The organism is Lacticaseibacillus rhamnosus, assembly GCF_900636965.1.
GTDB classification, from domain to species: domain Bacteria; phylum Bacillota; class Bacilli; order Lactobacillales; family Lactobacillaceae; genus Lacticaseibacillus; species Lacticaseibacillus rhamnosus.
The window spans coordinates 1613767-1637193 of sequence record NZ_LR134331.1; the positions used below are offsets into that span (position 1 = coordinate 1613767).

Below are 23427 nucleotides of genomic sequence, written 5' to 3' on the forward strand. Positions count from 1 at the left end.
CCCCCATCACTTGAGACGGGGATTCTTTAACACTACTATTCGAGATTCTTACGGCGTACTTCATTAATCAACTGATCAATCCGCGCACCATATTGGACGGATTTGTCCTGAGCAAACTCAATTTCCGGTACTTTAAACAACCGAATACGCTGCCCAACCTCACGCCGAATCAACCCGCTGGCTTTATCCAAACCAGTTTGCGCTGCTTCGACTTTATCAGGCGCATCATCGAGAATGCTATAGAAAATGGTGGCATGCTGCAGATCACCGGTCAGTTTGACTCCGGTAATCGTCACGCCTTTAACCCGAGGATCATTGACATCTTTCAGCAAAATATCGTCAACTTCCCGTTGGATCTGAGTCTCAACTCGACCGATACGATGTTTCATCTGCACTAACCTCCTGTGAGCGTGAGCTGGCGCGCTTAGAAGTCGGAGTGTAAGCGGCCTCAGACGTGATGGCCGGGCTTTGGCCATTGCGGCTGAGGTCCTTACACGCAGACTTCTGCGCCAGCGAACGCGTTAATGTGAGCGTGAGCCAGCCCGGGTAGAAACCGGAGTGTAAGCGGCCTTGGGCGTGATGGCCGCTCTTTGGCCATTGCGACCAAGGTCCTTACACGCAGGTTTCTGGGCTGGCGAACGCGTTAATATGAGCGTGAGCTAGCGCGCTTAGAAGTCGGAGTGTAAGCGGCCTCAGACGTGATGGCCGCTCTTTGGCCATTGCGGCTGAGGTCCTTACACGCAGACTTCTGCGCCAGCGAACGCGTTAATATGAGCGTGAGCTGGCGCGCTTAGAAGTCGAAGTGTAAGCGGCCTCAGACGTGATGACCGCTCTTTGGCCATTGCGGCTGAGGTTCTTACACGCAGACTTCTGCGCCAGCGAACGCGTTAATGTGAGCGTAAACCAGCCCACTGATGAACCGGCAAACGCACTAAAACTACTTAACTGGCACTTCTTCCATCGTGAAGGCTTCGATTTCGTCACCAACTTTAATGTCATTGTAGTTCTCAATGGTTAAACCAAGCTCAAACCCTTGACGAACCTGCTTGACATCATCCTTAAACCGGCGTAATGAACCAAGCTTGCCTTCATACTTAACAATGCCATCACGAATCAGGCGAACACCTGCATCACGGGTAATATAACCGGAATCGACATAGCCGCCGACAACCGTCCCGACTTTTGAGACCGGAATCGTTTCACGCACGGTGACGGTTCCAATGACCTTCTCTTCATAAGTCGGTTCCAACATACCCTTCATCGCAGCTTCAACTTCTTCGATTGCCTTATAGATGACACTGTGCAAACGAATGTCGACATCGTCTTGTTCTGCTTGCGCTTTAGCCATCGCAGTCGGACGAACATTGAAGCCGATAATGATCGCGTTACTTGCTGCAGCTAGGGTAACATCACTTTCGTTAATCGCCCCTACTGCCTGATGAATAATATTCACGCGAACCCCTTTGACTTCGATCTTCTTAAGGCTGCCTGCCAGTGCTTCGACAGAGCCTTGAACATCGGCCTTGATGATGACGTCAACTTCTTTAAGCTGACCTTCTTTCATCGTTTCAAAGAGGTTGTCTAACGTAACGTGCGTCGTGTTCTTACGTTCTTCTTCCTGAGCACGTTTTGCCCGCTCTTCACCGGCTGCCCGTGCTGTCCGTTCATCCGCAAAGACGACAAACTTATCTGCAGATTGCGGCACATCATTTAACCCAGTAATCTCAACTGGCATGGATGGTAAGGCATCCTTAACGCGGCGGCCATGATCGTTGGTCATAGCCCGAACCCGGCCAAAGGTGTTCCCGACAACAATCGGATCCCCCGTATGCAGCGTCCCTTGTTGAACCAGAACCGTTGCGACCGGACCTTTGCCCTTATCCAAACGTGCTTCAATAACAGTACCGACTGCACGTTGATCCGGGTTGGCCTTCAATTCAAGCACATCTGCTTCCAGCAAGATCATTTCCAATAATTCATCGATATTCTTGCCAAACTTAGCCGAGATTTTAACGAAAATAGTGTCGCCACCCCAGTCTTCAGGGATGAGACCATATTCAGTCAACTGTTCCATCACGTGTTCCGGATTAGCACCCGGCTTATCAATCTTGTTGACAGCAACAATGATCGGAGCCTTGGCCGCCTGCGCATGGTGAATCGCTTCAATGGTCTGTGGCATTACGCCGTCATCAGCAGCAACTACCAGTACAACGATATCAGTAATATCGGCACCGCGCGCCCGCATGTTGGTAAAGGCGGCGTGCCCAGGGGTATCGAGGAACGTAATCAAACGATCGCGCAATTTAACCTGATACGCCCCGATATGCTGTGTAATTCCGCCGGCTTCACCTTCAGTCACGTGCGTATGCCGCAACTTGTCCAGTAAAGTGGTTTTACCATGGTCAACGTGACCCATGATGGTGACAACTGGCGGCCGTGGCTGCAAGTTATCCTGATTCTTATTTTCTTCCTCGAACACTTTGTCCAGATCGGAAATATCTTCGTGAACCTTTTCTTTAGCATCAATACCATAATCCGTTGCCAGAAGCTCAATCGTATCTTTATCCAGACTCTGGTTTTGGTTAACCATGACGCCTAACATGAAGAGTTTCTTAATTAACTCTGCTGGTTCGCGATGCAGAATCTTACCCAGCTCCTGAGCGTTCATCCCTACTTCATAGTTCAGAACTTCCGGTAATGGCCGCTCTTTACGCTGTGGCATCTCTTTTTTCGGTTGGCTCTGCTGGCGACGCTTGTTCTTCTTGTTGCGCCGGTTGCTGTTGCGGTTAAACCCGTTACGATTCCCAAAGCTGTTGCCACGGCCAAAATTGTTATTCCCGCCGCCACGCCGGCTATTACGGTTGTCTTGGCTACCGGCACTGGCTGGTTTAGCTGTCGTGTTGGCCACAGCCGGTTTTGTAAAGCGTTGATTGGTTTGTGCAGCAGGCTGCTCGGTTCGTGGCCGCTGCTCAGTCCGCGCTGGTTTCTGTTCGGTTTGCGGACGTTGTTGGGCACGAGTCGCTTGCGGGCGCTGTTCAGTAGATTCCGAACGTTTACTCGCTGCAGCTGGTTTAGCCGTCTGTTGACGCTTAGGTTGCTGGCGCTCGGATTCCGGTTTAACAAACTTGCCACCATTTCCGGCTACCGGACGCGGATTGCCATTGGCAGCGGTCGGACGCCCAGCACGCGGCATCGGGCCAGTCACACGCTGATTGTCAAAACGCCGGTTACGATCCCGCCGATTACGATCGTTTGAGCGATTACTATTGTTATTGGCGGAGCGATTGTTATTATTGCCGCGGTTATTGTTACGGTTACCGGCATTAGCGTTTGCAGTCTGCTGATTGCTGTGGTTACCAGCCTTATGCGCGGTCTGAGTGCCCCGTGGACGTAAAATCGTTGACTTACTTAAAATGATTTTTCCATCAGCAGTTTTGTTAGACTTAGCAGGCTTGTTTTCATGCTTGACCGGCTTTTCGGATTGGTTCTGAGCATGATCTTTTGCACTTGCCGCCTTTGATTTGGCTGGTTTTGCCGCTGCTGATGTTGCAGGTGCCTTAGCTGCGGCAGACTTGCCCAGCACCCCTTTGATCTTAGCTTCCTGATCCTGATCGATCGAGGACATATGGTTTTTTACTTCGATACCCAAATTCTTGGCAATATCGAGCACGTCTTTATTATCAACGTGCATTTCTTTGGCAAATTCATAAACGCGTTTTTTGCCCATTTCTTCACGCTCCCTGCAATTTAGGTGAGCAGCTCTTGCATCTTCTTAGCGAAGCCTGCATCGGTTACGGCAATCATCGCGCGATCACTGCCGATGGCTTGCGATAAGTCCATTTTGGAAAACATTGTGACCAAAGGAACTTGATAGTAGCTGCTTTTATCGGAAAACTTCTTGCGGGTATTGGCACTTGCATCACTGGCAACAAAGACCAGTTTTGCCTCGCCTGAGCGAATCGCACTTAACACCAACTGATCCCCAGTGGTGAGACGACTAGCGCGGCGGGCCAATCCCAATAAATTCAATACGGCTTGTTTTTGCATGGTTACTTGCCGAATAATTCTTGACGTGCCTTTTGATGATCTACATAAGCAAAAAGGTCATCATAAAAGGCCGGATCAATCGTAATGCCAAACGCGGCGTCAATCAATTTTTTACCTTTTGCCCGTTTAACCGCATCAGGATCAAGCGCTACATACGCGCCTCGTCCTGCAGCTTTACCGGTAGGATCGATTGCGACCACATCTTCCTTGTTCTTAACGATTCGGACAAGTTCTTTTTTTGGCATCATCGTGTTGCTCAGCAAGTCCTTGCGCATTGGTATCTTACGCTTTTTCATGGCTCGCCTCCTTATGCCTGTGGCTGGTCGTGGGTGCTTGGCGTCACAGGGGTTTCATCGGCTTCATCATTTGCCTGATCAACCTCAGCACTATCGCTAGGTGCTTGACTGGCGTTGTCCTGGTCATCTGCTGCTGCGGCTGCGGCTGCCTCAACCTCTGCTTCGGATAATTCATCATCGTCAACGAATTCGACTTCTGATTCCGGCTTGATGTCGATCTTGTAACCGGTCAACTTCGCTGCAAGGCGCGCATTTTGGCCTTTTTTACCAATTGCCAGTGACAGTTGATAATCAGGAACAATGACTGTCGCCGAACGATCGTTGTCTTCATCATTAAACTGAACCGCGATCACTTGTGCCGGATTTAAGGCATTAGCGATGTAATCAGCCGGATCTTCTTCCCACTGTACCACATCCATATTCTCGCCAGAAAGCTCATTGACCACTGCCTGTACCCGTGCACCTCGCGGACCCACTGTTGTACCGACAGCATCAACCGCATCGTTGGTTGCCCGCACCGCGATCTTCGTCCGATCACCGGCTTCACGCGCAATGTTGACAATTTCCACCGTGCCATCGAAAATTTCCGGAACTTCCTGTTCAAACAGGCGCTTTACTAAACCAGGATGGGTCCGACTCACAAACACTTGCGGGCCTTTGCTGGTATTTTCGACTTTGGTGACATAAACCTTAATGCGATCGTGAGCTTCATACTTTTCATTTGGCATCTGATCTTGACGGCCTAATACCGCTTCGATCTTGCCTAAGTTGACGTAGATGAACCGATTGTCCCGACGCTCAACGACACCTTGAAGAATCTCATCTTCGTACTGTGAGTATTCGTCATAAACGATACTGCGTTCAGCTTCACGCACTCGTTGCATAATGACTTGTTTTGCGGTCTGGGCAGCAATACGGCCGAAGTCTTTGGGCGTCACTTCAAACTTGATTTGATCGCCGATTTCATAAGCTTTATTGATCGCCAAGGCGTCTTTGAGACTGACTTCCAGACGCGAATCAAAAACTTCATCCGTCACTTCTTTGACCGCATAAACATGAATGTCGCCTTGTTTAGGATCAAATTCCACATCGACATTTTGGGCCTGGTTGTAATTACGCTTATAAGCAGAAACCAGTGCGGCTTCCAAGGCTTCAATCACAACCTCTTTCTTAACCCCCTTTTCTTGCTCAAGGGCATCAAGTGCTTGGATCATTTCCTTTGACATGCTTTTCTTACCTCCACTAAAACTCGATCGCCAACCGTGCAGAAGCGATCAATTTTCGGTCAATGACCTGATCGAACTTGCGGCTTTTATCTTTGACCGTTAATGTCAGCTGGTCAGGCTTCAAATCTTTCAAAGTACCTTCGAAAACTTTCTTACCATCCAGCTTCTTAAATAACGAGACATGAATGTAGTCGCCGATTGCCTGTTCATAATCGGTCTCGCGTTTTAACGGCCGTTCAGCTCCAGGACTGGAGACCTCAAGGAAATATTGTTGCGGAATGGGATCCGGATTGATAGCGTCCAATTGCTCGGACAACGCTTCGCTAACCAGCACACATTCATCTAATGTAATGCCGCCTGGCTTGTCAATATACACCCGCAGATACCAGCCGCCGCCTTCCTTCACAAATTCGACATCCGTGAGGTAAAAATGATGGTCGTCCAAAATCGGTTTAACCAAAGCGGTCACGGTTTCAACAACCGATTGCGTACTCAAGCCACCGCCTCCTTTATTGTTCATTCAAGACTATAGATTCTGACGGCACGCTAAACGGACGCCAGAAATGACGTTCGCCAATAAAAAGAGTGAGCATCGCTGCTCACTCACCGCCAGAACCTTACTTTACTATTGTTACAATACCATAGATAGGCACCACTTGCAAACAAGCAGGTCAGTGTGGTAATAGGCTTACCGGCCATTTAATATCTCTGCACGATAAGCATCAAGCAAAAACATTTCTGTGGCCGAATTAAAATAAGCCATCAAAAAGTGATAATTGGTTTTCATCTGGAAGATCATCTAAAACATGGTTGGTCGTCATGTAATCAATCAAAGTTTTAGAAACCTTTCCGCGATTAGCCAGGTCTTCTTTTGATAAGAATGGTTTTTCTTCACGGGCAGCGACAATCTGCTTGGCAACGTTATCGCCCAAACCAGGAACCGCACGGAATGGCGCTAGAATGGTGTGATCATCCTGAATCAGGAAATCATGGGAATCTGACTTGGTGACATCAATCATTTTGATCTTAAAGCCACGTTCCAGGCATTCGTTAGCAATTTCCAAAACGGTTAACAATTGCTTTTCTTTAGCGGAAGCATCCATGCCCTTGTCCGTAATCTCCTTCATTGCGGCTTTAACGGCTTCTTTGCCGTGACTCATGGCAGCTAAATCAAAATCTTCGGCCCGCACGGAAAAGTAAGCAGTGTAATACACCAGCGGATAATGGACCTTGAACCAGGCGATCCGCAATGCCATCAGAATATACGCCGTCGCATGGGCTTTAGGGAACATGTATTTAATCTTCAGGCAGGAATCAATATACCAATCCGGCACATTTTCATTTTCGCGCATCGCTTTTTGCCAGTCATCCGGGATACCCCGGCCTTTACGAACGTGTTCCATGATATTAAACGCCATGGAATCGTCCATCCCCCAGTGAATCAAGTCCATCATGATGTTATCACGACAACCGATGACTTCCTTCAAGGTGACAATGCCTTGCTTGATTAACTCTTCCGCATTGCCTAACCACACATCCGTCCCGTGAGACAATCCGGAAATCTGTAATAATTCGCTGAAGGTCGTTGGCTTGGTTTCTTCAAGCATGCCGCGGACAAAACGGGTCCCAAATTCGGGAATGCCAAGCGTGCCCATTTTGGAATTGATTTGTTCAGGCGTCACACCTAAACTCTCGGTTCCGGAAAAAAGCGCCATGACTCCGGGATCGTCAGTTGGAATTGATTTCGGCTCAACCCCTGACAAGTCCTGCAACATACGAATCATCGTTGGGTCATCATGGCCCAGTACATCCATTTTCAAAATATTGTCGTGAATTGAATGGAAATCAAAGTGGGTGGTCATCCAAGCAGCATTTTGATCATCCGCCGGGTATTGAATCGGTGTGAAATCATAAATATCCATATCTGCCGGGACAATCAAGATCCCCGCCGGATGCTGACCAGTGGTACGTTTAACGCCAGTATCGCCTTGTGCCAGTCGATCAATTTCAGCACCGCGCAACTGTTGACCGGTGTCGCGCTCGTAAGCTTTCACATAACCATAAGCGGTTTTATCGGCCACCGTTCCAATTGTCCCGGCACGGAAACTATGATCTTCGCCGAACATCACTTTGATATAGTTATGCGCCACAGGCTGATAGTCACCGGAAAAGTTCAAGTCAATATCCGGCACCTTATCGCCGTGGAAGCCTAAGAACGTCTCAAATGGAATGTCATGGCCGTCTTTATGCAGCTCGGTTCCACATTTCGGGCAGGTCTTATCCGGAAGATCAAAGCCCGATCCGACTTCGCCATGCGTAAAGAATTCACTGTACTGGCATTTCGGACACCGATAATGTGGCGGCAATGGGTTCACCTCGGTAATCTCGGCCATCGTCGCAGCTAAACTCGAACCAACCGACCCTCGGGAACCAACCAAGTACCCGTCTTTGTTCGACTTTAATACCAGCCGTTGCGCAATGTTATAAATGACTGAGAATCCATTCCCGATAATACTTTTAAGTTCTTTATCCAAGCGTTGTGCGACGATTTCTGGCAACGGATTGCCGTAAAGCTCATAGGCCGTCGCCATCACATCATGTTTGAGCTTTTCTTCCACCCCGGGCACTTCCGGCGTGTAAAGCTTATCTTTAACCGGTGTGATATCATCATCAATCAAGTCGGCAATTAAATTCGAGTTGGTGACGACCAGTTTCTGCGCCTTTTCTGCGCCTAACCAGCTAAAATCATCCAGCATTTCCCGGGTTGAGCGAAAATGAACATCAGGCAGACTATGACGATTAAGCGGATTGGCCCCACCTTGACTGTGAATGAGAATCTTTCGATAAATCGCATCGTGTTGATCCAGATAATGAACATCACCGGTAACGACAACCGGTTTCTCTAGATCATCACCGATTTTGACAATTTTTTGCAAAATATCTTTTAAATGCGACTCGCCTTTAATAAGATCGGCTTCTAGTAATGGCTGGTAAACGGCTGGCGGTTGAATTTCGAGATAATCATAAAATGCTGCCTTGGCGCGCGCTTCAGCCTCACCCTTTTGCATCATAGCGGTGAAAACTTCGCCGCTTGAGCAAGCCGAACCGACGAGCAAACCTTCTCGCAATTTCTGCAACTGACTGCGTGGTACTCGCGGCACCCGATAGAAGTATTTGACATTTGACAAGGACACCAGCTTGAAAAGATTCTTCAAGCCGGCTTGCGTTTTGGCAAATACAATCGCATGACTCGGGCGGGCAGCCTTATAAGCCTCACCGGCACCCACGCGATCATTTAATTGGTTGAGTTTGGTCATGTTGTACATCTTAGCAGCTTCTTTTTCCAAGGCGTATAGCAAATAACCGGTCGCCTCAGCATCCGCGTTGGCGCGGTGATGGTGTTCCAGGCTAACTTTGTATTGCTTAGCCAAGGTATCCAGTTTGTGATTTTTGCGTTCGGGATGGAGCATGCGCGATAACTCAAGCGTATCAATGACCGGATTATCAATATCAGCCAGCCCGTTCCGCTCATAACCATTATCCAAGAAGCCCACATCAAACGTGACATTATGTCCGACCATGATCGCACCGTCACAGAACTGCTGGAAAAGCCGAAACACTTCTTCTTCAGACTTGGAACCGTGAACCATGTCGTCGGTGATATGCGTGAGGTTAATGGTTAATTCTGACAGCGGAAAACCGGGATCGATCATTTCTTCAAACTGATCAATCACCTGACCGTCTTTCATTTTAACGGCAGCTAACTCGATGACCTTATCGTAGACTGCTGAAAGACCGGTTGTTTCCACGTCAAAAACAACATATTCCGCGTCTGCCAACACGCGCGGCTCTTCAGCTCGATAAGCGACTGGGGTCCCATCATCGACTAAATTGATTTCGACACCGTATAGCATTTTTAAACCAGCTTTATCAGCAGCAGTATGGGCTTCTGGATAAGCTTGCAGCCCAGCATGATCGGTTACAGCGATCGCCTTGTGTCCCCAAGCTTTAGCGCGGTTCACGAAATCGGTAATTGAGTTGGTCGCATCCATCTGGCTCATGTTTGTATGCAGATGCAGCTCAACCCGTTTTTCGCCTTCAACGTCATCGGTTGGATCAGGATGGGAAACGGTTTGAATATCTTGTGCATTGATCGTGAGTTCGCGCGAATAGTTGTCCTCTTGCACACTGCCGCGTACACGCAACCACTGGCCTTTTTTAATGCGGGCAAACATCGCCTCATCGTCAGCACCATTGCTGAATTTCTTGGCAATAAAACTGGAGCTGTAATCGGTTATTTTGAAAATCAGTAATTGCCGTTTCGAGCGTAATTCCCGTACTTCGACATCAAACACATAGCCTTCAACGGTCACTGAACGTTCTTCTTGGGTAATCGTGACCATTTGCTGCGGCGGATCACTCATTTTCAACTGCCGACCCATTTGAACCGGGCCATTCGTAGGCTCTTGCTTTTGCTTAGCCGCTTGCCGCTTCACCACTTCAGCAGCTGCTTGGGCCATCTTCGCCGTTTGCGCTGCTTTTTGCGCTTCAAATGCCGCCACAGACTGCGCCGCTTGCTCTTCGTCTACTTGGGCCTGCATCCGTAATCCGGAAAAGCCAACTTGCTGATAGGTTTCTTCAAGTTTGCCTAATCCTTGATTAACCAGGTATTGCCGAATTTGTTCATTTTCCGCTGTTATCACCGCGCGATTATTCACCAGCGTCGGTACCTGTTTTTCGCACAGTTCACGAACGATCCCAGTACCGATTTCTGAATTTTGCACCACATATTGCCAATATTGCGCCAATAGTTCGTCAGTAATCGTCGGCTGAGCAACCGCAATGGTCAATCGCGTCGCCGCAATTTGCTTGAACGCAATTGGCAGTTGCGTGGCGACGGTATTAAAAATCTGAAATGGCAAAATCGTCGGAAACGCCAAGGTGAAGTCATAGCGTTGTGACTGCTCATGAATCGTGACTTCCTGAACCGACCCATCTGCCAGTGATGGATCATGTCGCACATCTGCTGGTAAATCGAGCTGATCCATTAATTTTTCAAACATCTCATGTTGGGATAAAGCCAAATCGTGCACCCCTCTTAGATGGCAGAAACTGGGACAAAATGCTGCCAACTCTTCAGACCACAAACTCGCAGCCAAAAAGAGGATGGGATTAGCAATTTTGCCCCAGCGCCTTAGTTATCAATTATGCTTTTGCCTGTTCTTGTTTATGCAACTGGGCCATGAGGATCTTGATCGAACTGATCAACTCTTCTTTCTTGACTTCAATGGTTTCGCCAGTCTTACGTAACTTAAGCTCAACAATCTCATCGACCGCTTTTTTACCAACCGTCACGCGCAACGGAATCCCGATTAAATCGGAATCGGCAAATTTCACACCCGGCCGTTCGTTACGGTCATCCACCAGCACACTGTAGCCGGCATCTTCAAGCATCGTGCCAATCGCAGCAGTCAGCGTCTTTTGTTCCTCACGCTTCAGATTAACCGGAATCAGATGAATGTCAAAAGGAGCGATCGTGGTCGGCCAAATCAAGCCGTGATCGTCTGCCTGCTGTTCAGCAATTGCCGAAAGCAGTCGCGATACGCCAATACCATATGATCCCATGATAATCGGCTGACTACGGCCATTTTCATCAAGGAAATCTGCGCCCATGGTTTCAGAATAACGGGTACCGAGTTTGAAAATATGGCCAATTTCGATCCCGCGCGTAAACTTAAGCACACCCTGGCCATCCGGTGACACTTCGCCTTCCTTAACAAAACGAATATCGGCAAAAGTTTCCGGATTCACATCGCGCTCAAAGTTCACGTTCAGTAAATGTGTGTGCGCTTTATTGGCACCTGCCACCAAATTCGTCAAGCCGCTCAGACTATTATCCGCAATAATCCGCACATCTTTATCGACGTTTACCGGGCCGATATTACCGACTTCTGCGTGCATGACCGATTCAACCTGTTCAGGAGTCGCCATTTCGAGGAAGTCAGCGCCTAAGATGTTCTTAAGCTTGGTATCATTGATTTCATAATCACCACGCACCAGTGCCAGCACCGGAGCACCATCTGCCATAAATAAAACGGCTTTAATTAACTTTTGTTCCGGAATTTTCAACAAAGCAGCAACTTCAGCGATCGTTTTTGCATCTTTGGTATCCACCGGGGTTAATTCCGCTTGGGCTTCAACGCCTTGCTTCGGCAGCGCCATGCTTGTCGCCATCTCTAAGTTAGCGGCATAGTCGGAACTATCGGAATAAACAATGGTATCTTCACCAATTGACGCAATAGCGGAAAATTCTTTCGAGTCTTTTCCGCCCATCGCGCCGCCATCACCGATAATCGTCCGATAACGCAGGCCTAGACGATCAAAAATATTGGTGTAGGCATGTTCCATTTGCCGATAAATGGTATTGAGATCCTGATCATTACTGGTAAATGAATAAGCATCCTGCATAATGAACTCACGCCCACGTAAAACACCATAGCGTGGCCGATCTTCATCACGGAATTTATCCTGGATTTGATACAACACTAACGGCATCCGCTTGTAAGATTTCAATTCATTGCGAACCAGATCCGTAAAGGTTTCTTCATGAGTAGGGCCCAAGATCATTTTACGATCCTGACGATTTTTCAACTTAAATAAATTGGGTCCGTAAGTTTCATACCGTCCGGATTCTTCCCAGAGCTCGGCTGGCAATAACGCCGGCATCTTCATCTTAACCGCATCAATCTTCGTCATTTCATCGTCAATGATCGCTTCGATTCGACTCAAGACGCGTTCTGCTAGTGGTAAATAGGCATAAACACCGGCTTGCACCTGACGCACAAAGCCAGAGCGCAACATCATTTTATGTGACTTCGCCTCTGCTGGACTGGGTACTTCTTTTTCTGTAGGAATAAACATCCGTGATTGTTTCATGTCAGCCTCCAAAGCTAGATTATTTAAAAGTAACGCATAATATCATTAATCGTCACGGCGAGCATCAGGAGCACCATCAACCCGAGGCCAACCATGGTGACAACACCTTCTGTTTCAGGCTTCAAGGGTTTGCGCCGAATCAGTTCAATGAGATTCAGTAAAATTTTACCACCATCCAGAACCGGGATTGGCAACAAATTGCTGATTCCCAAGCCGAGACTTAAGTATCCCATAAAGAATAGCAATCCCTGCAATCCGCCTTTAGCACTTTGACTGGTCATAGTATAAATTCCGACCGGCCCGGCTAGCTTATTAAGCGAAAAGCCGCCAGTTACCATGGATTTGAGGACATCCCAAGTGCGCACAGCTAAATCCCAGGTTTGGGTGAAACCATACGTAAACGCCCGTGCCGGTGATTTTTCGATGAGTGCTTCCACGCCGATCTTGCCATCCTTGTTAGGCTTGATGACCACATTTTGCGTTTTGCCATGCTCTTTAACTGTAAACGTCACCGACTTACCGGCCTGTTTGCTGACTTTGCTGGAAAGATCAGTAAAAGAATGGATTTTTTCACCATCAATCGCCTGAATTGTGGCATTGGACTTAAGCCCGGCTTGAGCAGCAGGATAACCGGGCAGTACCGTTCCGATTTGATTGGTATTTAAGACCTGCACGCCAAACATCAAACCGTAAATAATAAAGGTCAAAATGGCAAGAATAAAATTATTCATCGGACCGGCAAAGTTAACAATTAGACGCCGCCAAACCGGGGCATTTTGAAATTGGACATCTTCTGGCGCAATTTGAACTTCGGTGCCATCTTCTTCAATAATCGTGGCATCATGGTCAACCGACCAACGCTCCAGTTTCTCTTCGTCGCCATTAGGGTAGCCTTCAATCACCAAGTCTTTAACGAGGTCTACGCGGCTTACTTGTACCGGCATGCCACCTGCCAGCGTCGTTTTATCACTGGCATTAATCCGCGTCACTTTACCGGCATCATTCAGGATAATACTCAGCATGGTCCCGGGCTTGATTTCATCTTCCTCATCTTGCCAGCCAGCCATACGTACATATCCGCCCAGTGGCAACAAGCGCAAGGTATAGGTCGTATTATTCTTATGTGACGCCCATAGCTTAGGCCCCATGCCAATCGAAAACTCACGTACTAATATTCCGCTGCGCTTGGCAAAATAAAAATGGCCAAACTCGTGAACCACCACAAGAATGCAGAAGATAACAATAAAGGCAATGATTGTGGTCATATGTGCTCCTTAATGGTCAGACAATGCCAAACAAATGCAGCATTGGCAATACCAGTAGTAAACTGTCAAACCGATCTAAAATACCGCCGTGCCCTGGCAGAATTTTACCGGAATCCTTAACCCCGTAAAATCGCTTCAAAGCGGATTCGATTAGGTCACCGATTTGGCCGATAACCGACAGGCACAAGGCGATCCCCATCATTGGCCAAAAAGTATAATATTGCGGGAAGAACATTAAGTAAATCGCAGCCGTTACTAAGGCAAGTACAACCCCACCGACACTGCCTTCGATGGTTTTGTTCGGGCTGATCGCCGGCCACAATTTATGGCGGCCAAGTTTGCGACCGATCATATAGGCACCGGTATCCGTCAACCAGACAATCAGCAGCGCAAACATCAACGTATCCAGCCCCGCATCGTTGCGCACACTGATCAAATAATGAAACCCTGTACCGATATAAAAGAATGACAACACCGATACACCAATATCATCAAACGTCGTGCGATTCTTGGTTGTCACGGTTATACAAAGCAACAAAGCAACCGCAATGTAAATCAGATCAATCCGCCCTAAAAAGGCAGGCAGCCAACGGAAAAAGCTATTCGGCAAAACCACCGCCAAGATACCAAGCGATGCAATCAGAAAATCTGGCGAAAGAATGATGCGCTTCCGCATGATATACACTTCTGATAACGCAATTAGCGCTAAGACTGCTCCGGCTGTATCGATCCAACCGCCACCGGCAATTAGAATTGGAATAAAAATTGCCAAAGCAACGACAGCCGTTATGACCCGTTGTTTCATGATAACAAATCCTCCATCACCATTTATTTAGTTGATTATTTTTTTAAACCGCCAAAACGCCGGTCTCTAGCCTGATAGGTTGCGATCGCCGCCTCCAATGCAGCAGGCGAGAAATCCGGCCAATAATCATCGACAAACACCAGCTCACTATAAGCGATCTGCCAGAGCAAAAAGTTGGAAATCCGTAACTCACCACTTGTACGAATCAATAAATCCGGATCGGCTAAATCACCAAGGAACCCCGTCATCAGTGCATCAGAAAAGCGCTGATCATCAATATCTTCAGGATCTAATTGACCATCACGCACCGCGCTTGCCAGTTTTCGGGCAGCGTGAACCAGTTCGTCACGACCACCATAATTCAGCGCAAAGTTAAGAATCATGCCGGTGTTGTTGGCCGTATCCGCCATAGCTTTTTCACTCGCCTTGCGTGTCGGCTCAGGTAAGTCGGTTAACTCACCCATAACTTCAACTTTAACATTTTCTTTGATTAAATCAGGCATAAAATCGTTAAAAAAGTCAACCGGTAAGCGCATGAGGTAATTCACCTCAGAACCGGGGCGCTTCCAATTTTCAGTTGAAAAAGCATACAAAGTCAAAACTTTAACCCCGAGACGACTTGCTGCCTTGGTAATCGTTTTAACATTTTGCATGCCTTGTTTGTGTCCGGCAACCCGCGGCAACAACCGCCGCTTTGCCCACCGACCGTTACCGTCCATGATAATCGCAATATGCGCGGGAATCCGTGCCGGATCAAGTTTCACTTTCGAACCCTTGGCTATGGCCAAACTGGCGCCTCCTCACAACGTCTACGGTGCCTCATGCACCAAATGTCTTTAACGATTGTAGCAGAAAAAAAGGCAGAGCGCGAATAGGCGCGGTTAGAAACCAGAGTGTAAGCGGCCTAAAAGTGAAATGACCGGGCTTTGGTCATTTTGCTTTAAGGTCCTTACACGCAGGTTTCTGCGCCTATTCGCGCGTTTTAAAACCGAGGCCAAGCGCAGTTAGAAGTGAAGTTGCAAAACTAATGCAACCATCTAACAGGACGACTTTTACCACTAGTTTCATTTGATCGCATGACTGCATGGTGCCAAAAAGTTTATTAAACCAGAAAAACCCCAGATATACTCTGAGGTTTTCATTCACCAACTAAAATACCACGCTAAACTTCGGTAATTTCCTTTTCCTTAGCTGCAGCAATTTCATCGATGCGTTTGGTTGCATCGTCAGTGGCTTTTTGCATATCTTTTTCAAGTCGATGCAATTCGTCTTCGGTGATGTCACCGTCTTTTTCCTGTCGCTTTAACTTATCAAGTCCTTCACGGCGGATATTACGAATTGCGATTTTGGCGTTTTCAGAGAACTTGCCGACTTCTTTGGCAATTTCCTTACGCCGTTCACCCGTCAGCTGAGGAATGACCAAACGAATCACATCGCCGTCATTGGCAGGGTTAATGCCAAGATCACTGGCGTTGATAGCCGTTTCGATGTTCTTAAGTGATGATTTGTCATATGGACTAATCTGCAAAACACGTGCTTCCGGAACCGTGATTGCCGCCATTTGGTTCAATGGCGTTGGCGCACCATAATAATCGACCGTAATCTGATTAAGCAAGCTGGCATTAGCACGGCCTGCACGGATGTTGCCTAGTTCACGCTGTAATGATTCTTCGGTTTTACCCATATTGACTTTTGCTTGTTCAATAATTTGATTTGCCATTAGCTTCTCCCTTCGATTGTGGTGCCGATTTTTTGACCTTCCACAACCCGTTTGATATTGCCGGGCTCGTTTAAGTTAAAGACAACTAAGTCGATATCGTTGTCCATTGACAAGGTGCTGGCAGTCGAGTCCATGACTTTTAGATCCTTGTTGATGATGTCCATGTGTGTCAGACTCTCATATTTGACAGCATTGGTGTCCTTGTTTGGATCGGCTGAATAAACGCCGTCAACGTTATTCTTTGCCATCAGGATAACTTCAGCGCCGATTTCTGCTGCCCGTAACGCTGCAGTCGTGTCAGTGCTGAAGTATGGGTTACCGGTGCCGCCAGCGAAAATAACGACGCGCCCTTTCTCCAGATGGCGAATGGCTTTACGCCGAATATAAGGTTCGGCGATTTGCCGCATCTCAATTGACGTCTGAACCCGAGTCGGTACACCTTGGCTCTCCAGGTTATCTTGCAAAGCCAACGCATTCATTACCGTAGCCAGCATCCCCATATAGTCGGCTTGGGCGCGTTCCATTCCCATCTCGGCGTTGGTTTCACCGCGCCAGATGTTGCCGCCACCGCACACAATGGCAATTTGTACACCCAGTTCGTGCACCTCTTTGATCTGTTGGGCAATTTTGGCAATGACTGGTGGCTTAATGCCAAACCCAGCCTCACCTGCCAATGCCTCACCGCTGATCTTTAAAATGATCCGTTTATATTTGACCATGTATCTTATACCTCCGTTGGTTGCTGGCACTATTTTACCATAGTCGCAGAGTTTCTGCGGCAAGAAGCTGTTGCTAGCCGCTAAGTTTTACCGGCAATTCGGCTGAACATCAAAAACATTCATAGACTGTCACTGTCAACTTTTTCTCAGTTTTACTCTATAGGTAAATTCTAATATTCTGAGCTGGCTATTCGTCCTCACATAACGCGCTCCCCCGACGCAGAAGTCTGCGTGTAAGGACCCTCAGTTGCAATGGCCAAAGCCCAGCCATCACGCCTGAGGCCGCTTACACTCCGACTTCTAACCACGCCGGCTCGCGCTCAGCAAAAAAAAGACGCTGCCACAGAGACAGTGCCCTTTTCTTGTCATTAACCTTTGATCTGGTCCATGACTTCATCTGCGAAGTTTTCTTGTTTCTTTTCAATGCCTTCGCCGACTTCATAACGAACGTAGCCTTTAACCTTGCCGCCTTTAGCCGCAACGTACTTGGCAACTGTCTGATCCGGATCCTTAACGAATTCCTGATCAACCAGTGAGATTTCACTCAACCACTTGTTAACGCGACCTTCAACGATCCGCGGAACAATTTTTTCCGGCTTGCCTTCGTTTTTGGTTTCTTCAGTGAAAATATCGGTCTGATGTTGCAATTCATCAGCCGGCACTTTACTACGATCCAAATATTCAGGATTGATCGCAGCAACATGCATAGCAACGTCTTTGGCAGTGGCATCATCGGCGCCATCCAAAACCGTCAGCGCTGCAATTTGGCCGCCATTATGCAAGTAAGCACCAAAATGTTCATTGTCGGTCTTGGTCACAATCTGGAAGCGTCGCAAGCTGATCTTTTCACCAATAACACTGGTCAAGGCGATGGCACCTTCATCAATGGTCTGGCCGTCGCTCATCTTGGTGGCCTTGGCAGCATCAAGATCAGCTGGCTTATTAGCAGCAATCGCAGCAGCTACCTTGTTAACATAGTCTTTGAATTGATCGTTTGAAGCAACAAAATCGGTCTCAGAGTTAACTTCAACAATTGCGGCAGTATTGCCGTCAACTGCGATTTCCGCTAAGCCTTCAGCGGCGATGTTGCCACTCTTCTTAGCCGCTTTTGCCAAGCCTTTTTCACGTAAGACATCAATTGCCTTATCCATATCGCCATCAGCTGCAACCAATGCCTTCTTAGCATCCATCATGCCGACTTGGGTACGATCACGTAATTCTTTAACTTGTGCAGCAGTAATTTGAGCCATGGATCTGATCCTCCTTGATTGTAAAAAAGCTGCCTGCAGATCTTGCAGTATGCGAAACCCTCAGACAGCTTAATGTTTAATTAATTAGTTAGCGCGCTTGTTGTCGCCTTCGACAGCTTCCACGATATCTTCCATGGAATCAGCCTTCTTGTCGGCAGCAGGTTGTTGTTCCTGATCATCTTCTTGATCTTCGCCTTGGTTACCTTCAATAATCGCATCTGCCATCTTGGAAGTAATCAAACGAACGGCACGAATCGCGTCATCGTTTGAAGGGATAATCACGTCAATGTCATCAGGATCGGTGTTGGTATCAACCATCGCAACGATCGGAATGTTCAGCTTTTGGGCTTCCTGAACGGCAATCTTTTCTTTGCGTGGGTCAACAATGAACAATACGTCAGGAATCCGTGGCATATCTTCAATCCCGCCAAGGAACTTCTCAAGCTTGTCTTGTTGCTTCTTCAGAAGAGAAACTTCTTTCTTAGGAAGGACATCAAAAGTGCCATCGGTTGCCATCTTCTTGATGTCTTTAAGCCGCTTGATTCGAGTCTGAATCGTGTTCCAGTTGGTCAAAGTGCCGCCAAGCCAGCGATGGTTGACGTAAAATTGGCCGGCACGGGTTGCTTCTTCGGCAATCGCATCCTGAGCCTGTTTCTTGGTCCCAACGAACAGGAAAACCCCGCCGTTTTGTGCTTCTTCTTTAACGAAATTGTAAGCATCGTCAATCATCTTAACGGTCTTTTGCAGATCGATGATGTAGATACCGTTTCTTTCCGTAAAGATATATGGCTTCATCTTAGGGTTCCAACGACGGGTTTGATGCCCGAAATGTACACCAGCTTCAAGAAGCTGTTTCATGCTTAATACTGCCATGTGTTTGTTCCTCCATTTGGTTTTATTCCTCTTGACGACGTCGCCTCGCAGATGGACTTCAACAGAAGCACCCCACTCACGATCAGTCAGTCAATGTGGTTTGTGCATACCGCACTCGATAAAGTATACCGACTTTTCATCACTTTGACAAGCCCTGCCACTTGACATGATGCGCCGACAAAAAAAGTTCTTTACGACGGCGGCTCTGATGTTTAAAATGCCATTCCGCCGACAGCGCTTCGTGTTTGTCCGCAAACGCTTCATGATACAGTAAGCGCACGGGGCGGCGAGAAGCTGTATACTTGGCCCCTTTGCCAGCGTTATGTGTTGCCACCCGGGCTGCCACGTCATCCGTAAACCCGCCATAAAACGTCCCATCCGCACATAGTAAAACATAAAAGTAATACGGTTTAGTCGCCATGTAACAGCCTCCTGACAAACGGCGTATAACCGCCATCAGCTTCATGAACAATCAGCGGTGGCATAATCCGCAAACCATCCGGACGACCGGCTTTAATCGCAGCAATCAAGACCATATTGGCTTCCCGGTCTTCACGCGGATGAATGAATTGCAGCTGTTTAGGTGCCAACCCGACCGCGGTCAGCGTTGCCAATAGCTCAGCCAGCCGATCCGGACGATGCACAAAGTAGGCTTTCCCTTGATATTTCAACAAATCAGCGCTTACTCTCGCCACCGTTGCAAAATCTGTCGTCAACTCATGGCGCGCGATGGCCAGATGATCATTAGGATTCGTTATACTCCGAGCACTGATCTTGAAATATGGCGGATTACAGGTCACTACATCCACTGAATCCTTGGCCACAAACTTGGTAGTGTCCGCCAAATCACCTTCGTGGACGTCAACATTAGCCAATGCATTCAATGCCACACTGCGACGCGCCATGTCGGCCAGCCGCGGCTGCAACTCAACCATGGTCACGCGGTTATCCGTTTTACGCGCCAAGAAAAGCCCTACCGCACCATTGCCGGCAGCCAAGTCAACCACCCGACTGTGCCGTTTAATCTGGGCAAAATTTGCCAACAGCACCGCATCCAATGAAAAAGAAAAAACGGCCCCGCTTTGAATAATTTTAATGTGCCGACTAGCAAGCACATCAACCCGCTCACCAGGCAATAATGACATCTCCAACACCTTTTTCCTAAAAAGCTAAAATTCGGCAAACAGCCTTCCGTGAATCGCGATAACAGATGAAATCATAGCACACAAAAACCGCCACTAGCTACAGCTTTTCAGTCTGGTGGTTCGCGCTCCATTATAAAACGGGAGGAAGCCAATGCTAACCGATTAATGGTATAATCTACATCAAAAGTTTAACCACGAAGGAAGAATAAGCCATGTTTTATAGTTTTCTGCGTTACGTCGTTGCCGGGTTAATCTGGCTCATAAACGGACACTCTCAAACCCAGGAGAAACAGGAATTGCCGGATGGGCCGTTTGTTCTGGTCGCGCCACATCGTTCCTGGCTCGATCCGGTTTTCCTCGCACTAGCCGCTTGGCCGCACCATTTTTCATTTATGGCTAAAAGTGAACTGTTTAAAAATCCATTGCTCCGCTGGCTGTTGGTGAAAGTCGGGGCCTTTCCGGTTGATCGGGCGCATCCCGGGCCGAGTGCGATCAAGGTTCCGGTTCGCGCACTGAAACAGGAAGGCAAAGCGTTGATGATCTTTCCAACCGGTTCGCGTTATTCGGCAGATATGAAAGGCGGCGCAATTTTAATCGCCAAACTGGCAAAGGCACCGATTGTTCCAGCAGTTTATCAAGGTCCCGGGACGTTTTGGTCTCTGTTTAAACGCAAACCGATTATCGTTCGGTTCGGCAAACCTGTTGATCCGCCAAAAGGAAGGCTGACTGATGAAGCGCTTGCTGCTTTCAGCGACGAGCTACAGGAAAATTTTGCTGCTTTGGATCATGCGATTAATCCCCATTACAAATACGTTCCTGATAAGAAAAAGTATCTAGAAGAAAAAGAACACGGAGAAGTATAAGGTTCGCTTGTCGAGCCTTTTTCCTTTGTTACCAAATAAAAGAAAGCGAGTAAGTTAATGAAGCTTTGGAAACAAATGACCCGCAAACCGGATTTGCAAGCTGCTCTTAAAGCCGATGACTTGTTGACCCGCAGCCTGACAACCCGCGATTTGATTGCACTTGGCATTGGCGCCGTTATTAGTACCGGTATTTTTATTTTACCCGGCACCGTGGCCGCAACCACCAGTGGCCCGGCAATCACGATTGCCTTTATTTTGGCCGCCATCGTATGCTCACTGGCTGCCATGTGTTATGCCGAATTTGCTTCGGCGCTGCCTGTTGCAGGTTCGGCTTATGCATATGGCAATATTGTGTTTGGTCAGGTATTCGGCTGGATTATCGGCTGGGCATTGATTCTTGAATATATGTTGGCAGTAGCTGCTGTCTCGACTAGTTTCTCAGCTTATTTTGCCAGTTTGCTTTCCGGATTTCACATCACGCTGCCGACTGCTATTGCTGGTCCATTTTCACCTAGTCACGGTACGTACATTAATCTCATTGCGGTGATCGTTGTTTTGCTGATTGGCATGATGCTCTCGCGCGGCATGCAGTCATCAATGGCGATTAACCGGTTAATGGTACTGGTCAAATTGCTTATCATCCTAATTTTCGTTGTCGTTGGGTTCTTTTATGTGCAGCCCGCCAATTGGCACCCTTATATGCCGTTCGGGGCAAAAGGGGTTCTTGCCGGAGCGGCCTTGGTTTTCTTTGCTTATCTCGGCTTTGATGCGGTATCGGCCTCGGCACCTGAGGTTAAACAGCCGCAGAAAACGTTACCCCGTGGCATCATCGGCACCTTAATCATCGCGACAATTTTGTATGTTTTGGTCGCCATTGTCTTGACAGGCATGGTGCCGTTTACCAAACTGGACGTAGCCGATCCAGTTGCCTTTGCGCTCGGCGTTGTTCATCTACGCGGTCTCGGCGGGTTCATTTCGGTAGGCGCGCTGGCTGGCATGTTCACTATGATGGTCACCATGATTTATAGCTCATCCCGCCTGATTTATGCGATCGGGCGTGACGGCTTGTTGCCACGCTGGTTCGGCCATGTCAGTGGGCATTTACCGGAAAATGCGCTGTGGACAGTGGTTACGGTGATTGCTTTGATGGGTGGTTTGGTGCCGCTAAATCAGCTTGTCAACTTAGTTAATATTGGAACGTTAATTGCCTTTGCGTTTGTTTCAATCGGCATCATCCCCCTTCGTCGCCACGAAGCCATTAACAATCAGGGCTTTCAGGTTCCCGGCTATCCGGTGACGCCAATTGTCTCATTTCTCTTTTGCCTGTTGCTGATGACCCAACTAAGCGCCGAGACGTGGCTGATGAGTCTGGCTTGGTTTGCGTTTGGATTAGTCATCTATTTCAGCTACGGCATTCGTCACGGTCACGTGTCTGAAGCCAAAATCCGGTAAACGTTAAAGAAAGGATAATGAACAGTGGTCAATAATCAAACGGCAACCTGCCTTGTTGATGGTCAAGTTTACGCGATCAGTGATGGCCTTTTCTTAAGCGATCTTGAAACCAAACTGGTCAATATCATTAAAAACGACTATCCGCGCGCGACCAAAAACAGCTTCATTTGCAATGCGCACCTATTAAATTACCGCCTTGAGCGCATGCGCCGGCAACAACGACAGGATGAACGGGCGCATGAAAAGATTAATCGTAAAATGTCGCAAGCTTTGGTTAAAGATGATTTTCAGCTGACTGATGTTTACGACAATATGGAGTCCACGATCACATTTGGCGAACGGATTGCCGATGCGGTTGCCAAATATGCCGGTTCATGGCCATTCATCATTATCTTTTCCAGTTTTATGATTGTCTGGATGATTCTCAATACAGTCGGGATTTTCGGTAAACGGTTTGATCCGTTCCCGTTTATTCTGTTAAACTTATTTTTGAGTATGGTCGCGGCCTTACAAGCACCGTTAATCATGATGAGCCAAAATCGGGCAGCAGAGTATGATCGCCTGGAAGCCAAAAACGATTACCATGTGAATCTTAAGTCCGAAGAAGAAATTCGTCTGTTGCATTCAAAATTGGATCATATCATTGCTGACGATAATCCTAATCTGTTCGAAAGCCAGCGCCTAACCGTCGAAGTGTTAGGCGAAATGGTCAATCAGCTTAGCGAAACGCGGCAGCAGCTGGCCTTACTTAAAGCCAGCCAAGACGAGGCAAACCGTACGCAACTTGACACGAAGATAAAAAAATAGAACATCCGCTACTTTTTGCAAAA

General features: G+C 47.8%; 20 protein-coding genes. 3 read left to right on the forward strand and 17 right to left on the reverse strand.

Going from position 1 to position 23427, the window contains the following annotated elements; genetic code table 11:
• Positions 1-35: 35 nt before the first annotated feature.
• From rbfA to EL173_RS08330, 17 genes are all read right to left on the reverse strand, one after another.
• Complete coding sequence (gene rbfA, locus EL173_RS08235) at positions 36-389, reverse strand: 30S ribosome-binding factor RbfA (protein ID WP_003565780.1); 354 nt, start codon at positions 387-389, stop codon at positions 36-38.
• Positions 390-937: 548 nt separating this feature from the next.
• Positions 938-3727 (reverse strand): translation initiation factor IF-2, encoded by a 2790-nt coding sequence (infB, locus tag EL173_RS08250; RefSeq protein WP_005689604.1) that lies wholly within the window; start codon positions 3725-3727, stop codon positions 938-940.
• Between the two features lie 20 nt (positions 3728-3747).
• Positions 3748-4047 carry a YlxQ-related RNA-binding protein gene (locus tag EL173_RS08255; protein ID WP_005684313.1) on the reverse strand — a complete coding sequence of 100 codons (300 nt, stop codon included), beginning with the start codon at positions 4045-4047 and terminating at the stop codon, positions 3748-3750.
• A gap of 2 nt (positions 4048-4049) precedes the next feature.
• Positions 4050-4343: an RNase P modulator RnpM gene (gene rnpM / locus EL173_RS08260; RefSeq protein WP_005684314.1), complete on the reverse strand. Its 294-nt coding sequence runs from the start codon at positions 4341-4343 to the stop codon at positions 4050-4052.
• An 11-nt stretch (positions 4344-4354) separates the two neighbouring features.
• On the reverse strand, positions 4355-5569 hold the full coding sequence (gene nusA, locus EL173_RS08265) for a transcription termination factor NusA (RefSeq protein ID WP_015764484.1): 1215 nt from the start codon (positions 5567-5569) through the stop codon (positions 4355-4357).
• A gap of 16 nt (positions 5570-5585) precedes the next feature.
• Entirely contained in the window at positions 5586-6065 is a 480-nt protein-coding gene (gene rimP / locus EL173_RS08270) for a ribosome maturation factor RimP (RefSeq protein WP_005684317.1), read from the reverse strand.
• A gap of 253 nt (positions 6066-6318) precedes the next feature.
• Positions 6319-10653, reverse strand: a complete 4335-nt coding sequence (locus tag EL173_RS08275) for a PolC-type DNA polymerase III (protein ID WP_019728507.1) — start codon at positions 10651-10653, stop codon at positions 6319-6321.
• Between the two features lie 121 nt (positions 10654-10774).
• Entirely contained in the window at positions 10775-12505 is a 1731-nt protein-coding gene (locus EL173_RS08280; RefSeq protein WP_019728508.1) for a proline--tRNA ligase, read from the reverse strand.
• A gap of 23 nt (positions 12506-12528) precedes the next feature.
• On the reverse strand, positions 12529-13770 hold the full coding sequence (rseP, locus tag EL173_RS08285) for an RIP metalloprotease RseP (RefSeq protein WP_005689610.1): 1242 nt from the start codon (positions 13768-13770) through the stop codon (positions 12529-12531).
• A gap of 16 nt (positions 13771-13786) precedes the next feature.
• Complete coding sequence (locus EL173_RS08290) at positions 13787-14575, reverse strand: phosphatidate cytidylyltransferase (protein ID WP_005689612.1); 789 nt, start codon at positions 14573-14575, stop codon at positions 13787-13789.
• 35 nt (positions 14576-14610) lie between these two features.
• Positions 14611-15363 (reverse strand): isoprenyl transferase, encoded by a 753-nt coding sequence (locus EL173_RS08295; RefSeq protein WP_005689614.1) that lies wholly within the window; start codon positions 15361-15363, stop codon positions 14611-14613.
• 374 nt (positions 15364-15737) lie between these two features.
• Entirely contained in the window at positions 15738-16295 is a 558-nt protein-coding gene (gene frr / locus EL173_RS08305) for a ribosome recycling factor (protein ID WP_005689615.1), read from the reverse strand.
• A complete protein-coding gene (gene pyrH, locus EL173_RS08310) occupies positions 16295-17014 on the reverse strand; it encodes a UMP kinase (RefSeq protein WP_005689617.1) in 720 nt (239 codons plus the stop codon). The genes frr and pyrH overlap by 1 nt, the downstream gene beginning before the upstream one ends.
• 368 nt (positions 17015-17382) lie before the next feature.
• On the reverse strand, positions 17383-18264 hold the full coding sequence (gene tsf / locus EL173_RS08315; RefSeq protein WP_005684325.1) for a translation elongation factor Ts: 882 nt from the start codon (positions 18262-18264) through the stop codon (positions 17383-17385).
• Positions 18265-18348: 84 nt separating this feature from the next.
• Positions 18349-19137 (reverse strand): 30S ribosomal protein S2, encoded by a 789-nt coding sequence (gene rpsB, locus EL173_RS08320; RefSeq protein WP_005684326.1) that lies wholly within the window; start codon positions 19135-19137, stop codon positions 18349-18351.
• 139 nt (positions 19138-19276) lie between these two features.
• Positions 19277-19558, reverse strand: a complete 282-nt coding sequence (locus EL173_RS08325; RefSeq protein WP_005684328.1) for a GIY-YIG nuclease family protein — start codon at positions 19556-19558, stop codon at positions 19277-19279.
• Complete coding sequence (locus EL173_RS08330; RefSeq protein ID WP_005684329.1) at positions 19548-20282, reverse strand: tRNA1(Val) (adenine(37)-N6)-methyltransferase; 735 nt, start codon at positions 20280-20282, stop codon at positions 19548-19550. The genes EL173_RS08325 and EL173_RS08330 overlap by 11 nt, the downstream gene beginning before the upstream one ends.
• A 212-nt stretch (positions 20283-20494) precedes the next feature.
• On the opposite strand from EL173_RS08330, the gene EL173_RS08335 reads away from it, so the two are divergent.
• Genes EL173_RS08335 through EL173_RS08345 form a run of 3 tightly spaced genes read left to right on the forward strand, consistent with a single transcriptional unit; the run spans position 20495 to position 23404 of the window.
• A complete protein-coding gene (locus tag EL173_RS08335; RefSeq protein WP_005689620.1) occupies positions 20495-21145 on the forward strand; it encodes a lysophospholipid acyltransferase family protein in 651 nt (216 codons plus the stop codon).
• Positions 21146-21202: 57 nt separating this feature from the next.
• Positions 21203-22597, forward strand: a complete 1395-nt coding sequence (locus EL173_RS08340; RefSeq protein WP_005689622.1) for an APC family permease — start codon at positions 21203-21205, stop codon at positions 22595-22597.
• 24 nt (positions 22598-22621) lie between these two features.
• Positions 22622-23404 (forward strand): DUF1003 domain-containing protein, encoded by a 783-nt coding sequence (locus EL173_RS08345; protein ID WP_005684332.1) that lies wholly within the window; start codon positions 22622-22624, stop codon positions 23402-23404.
• Positions 23405-23427 lie beyond the last annotated feature (23 nt).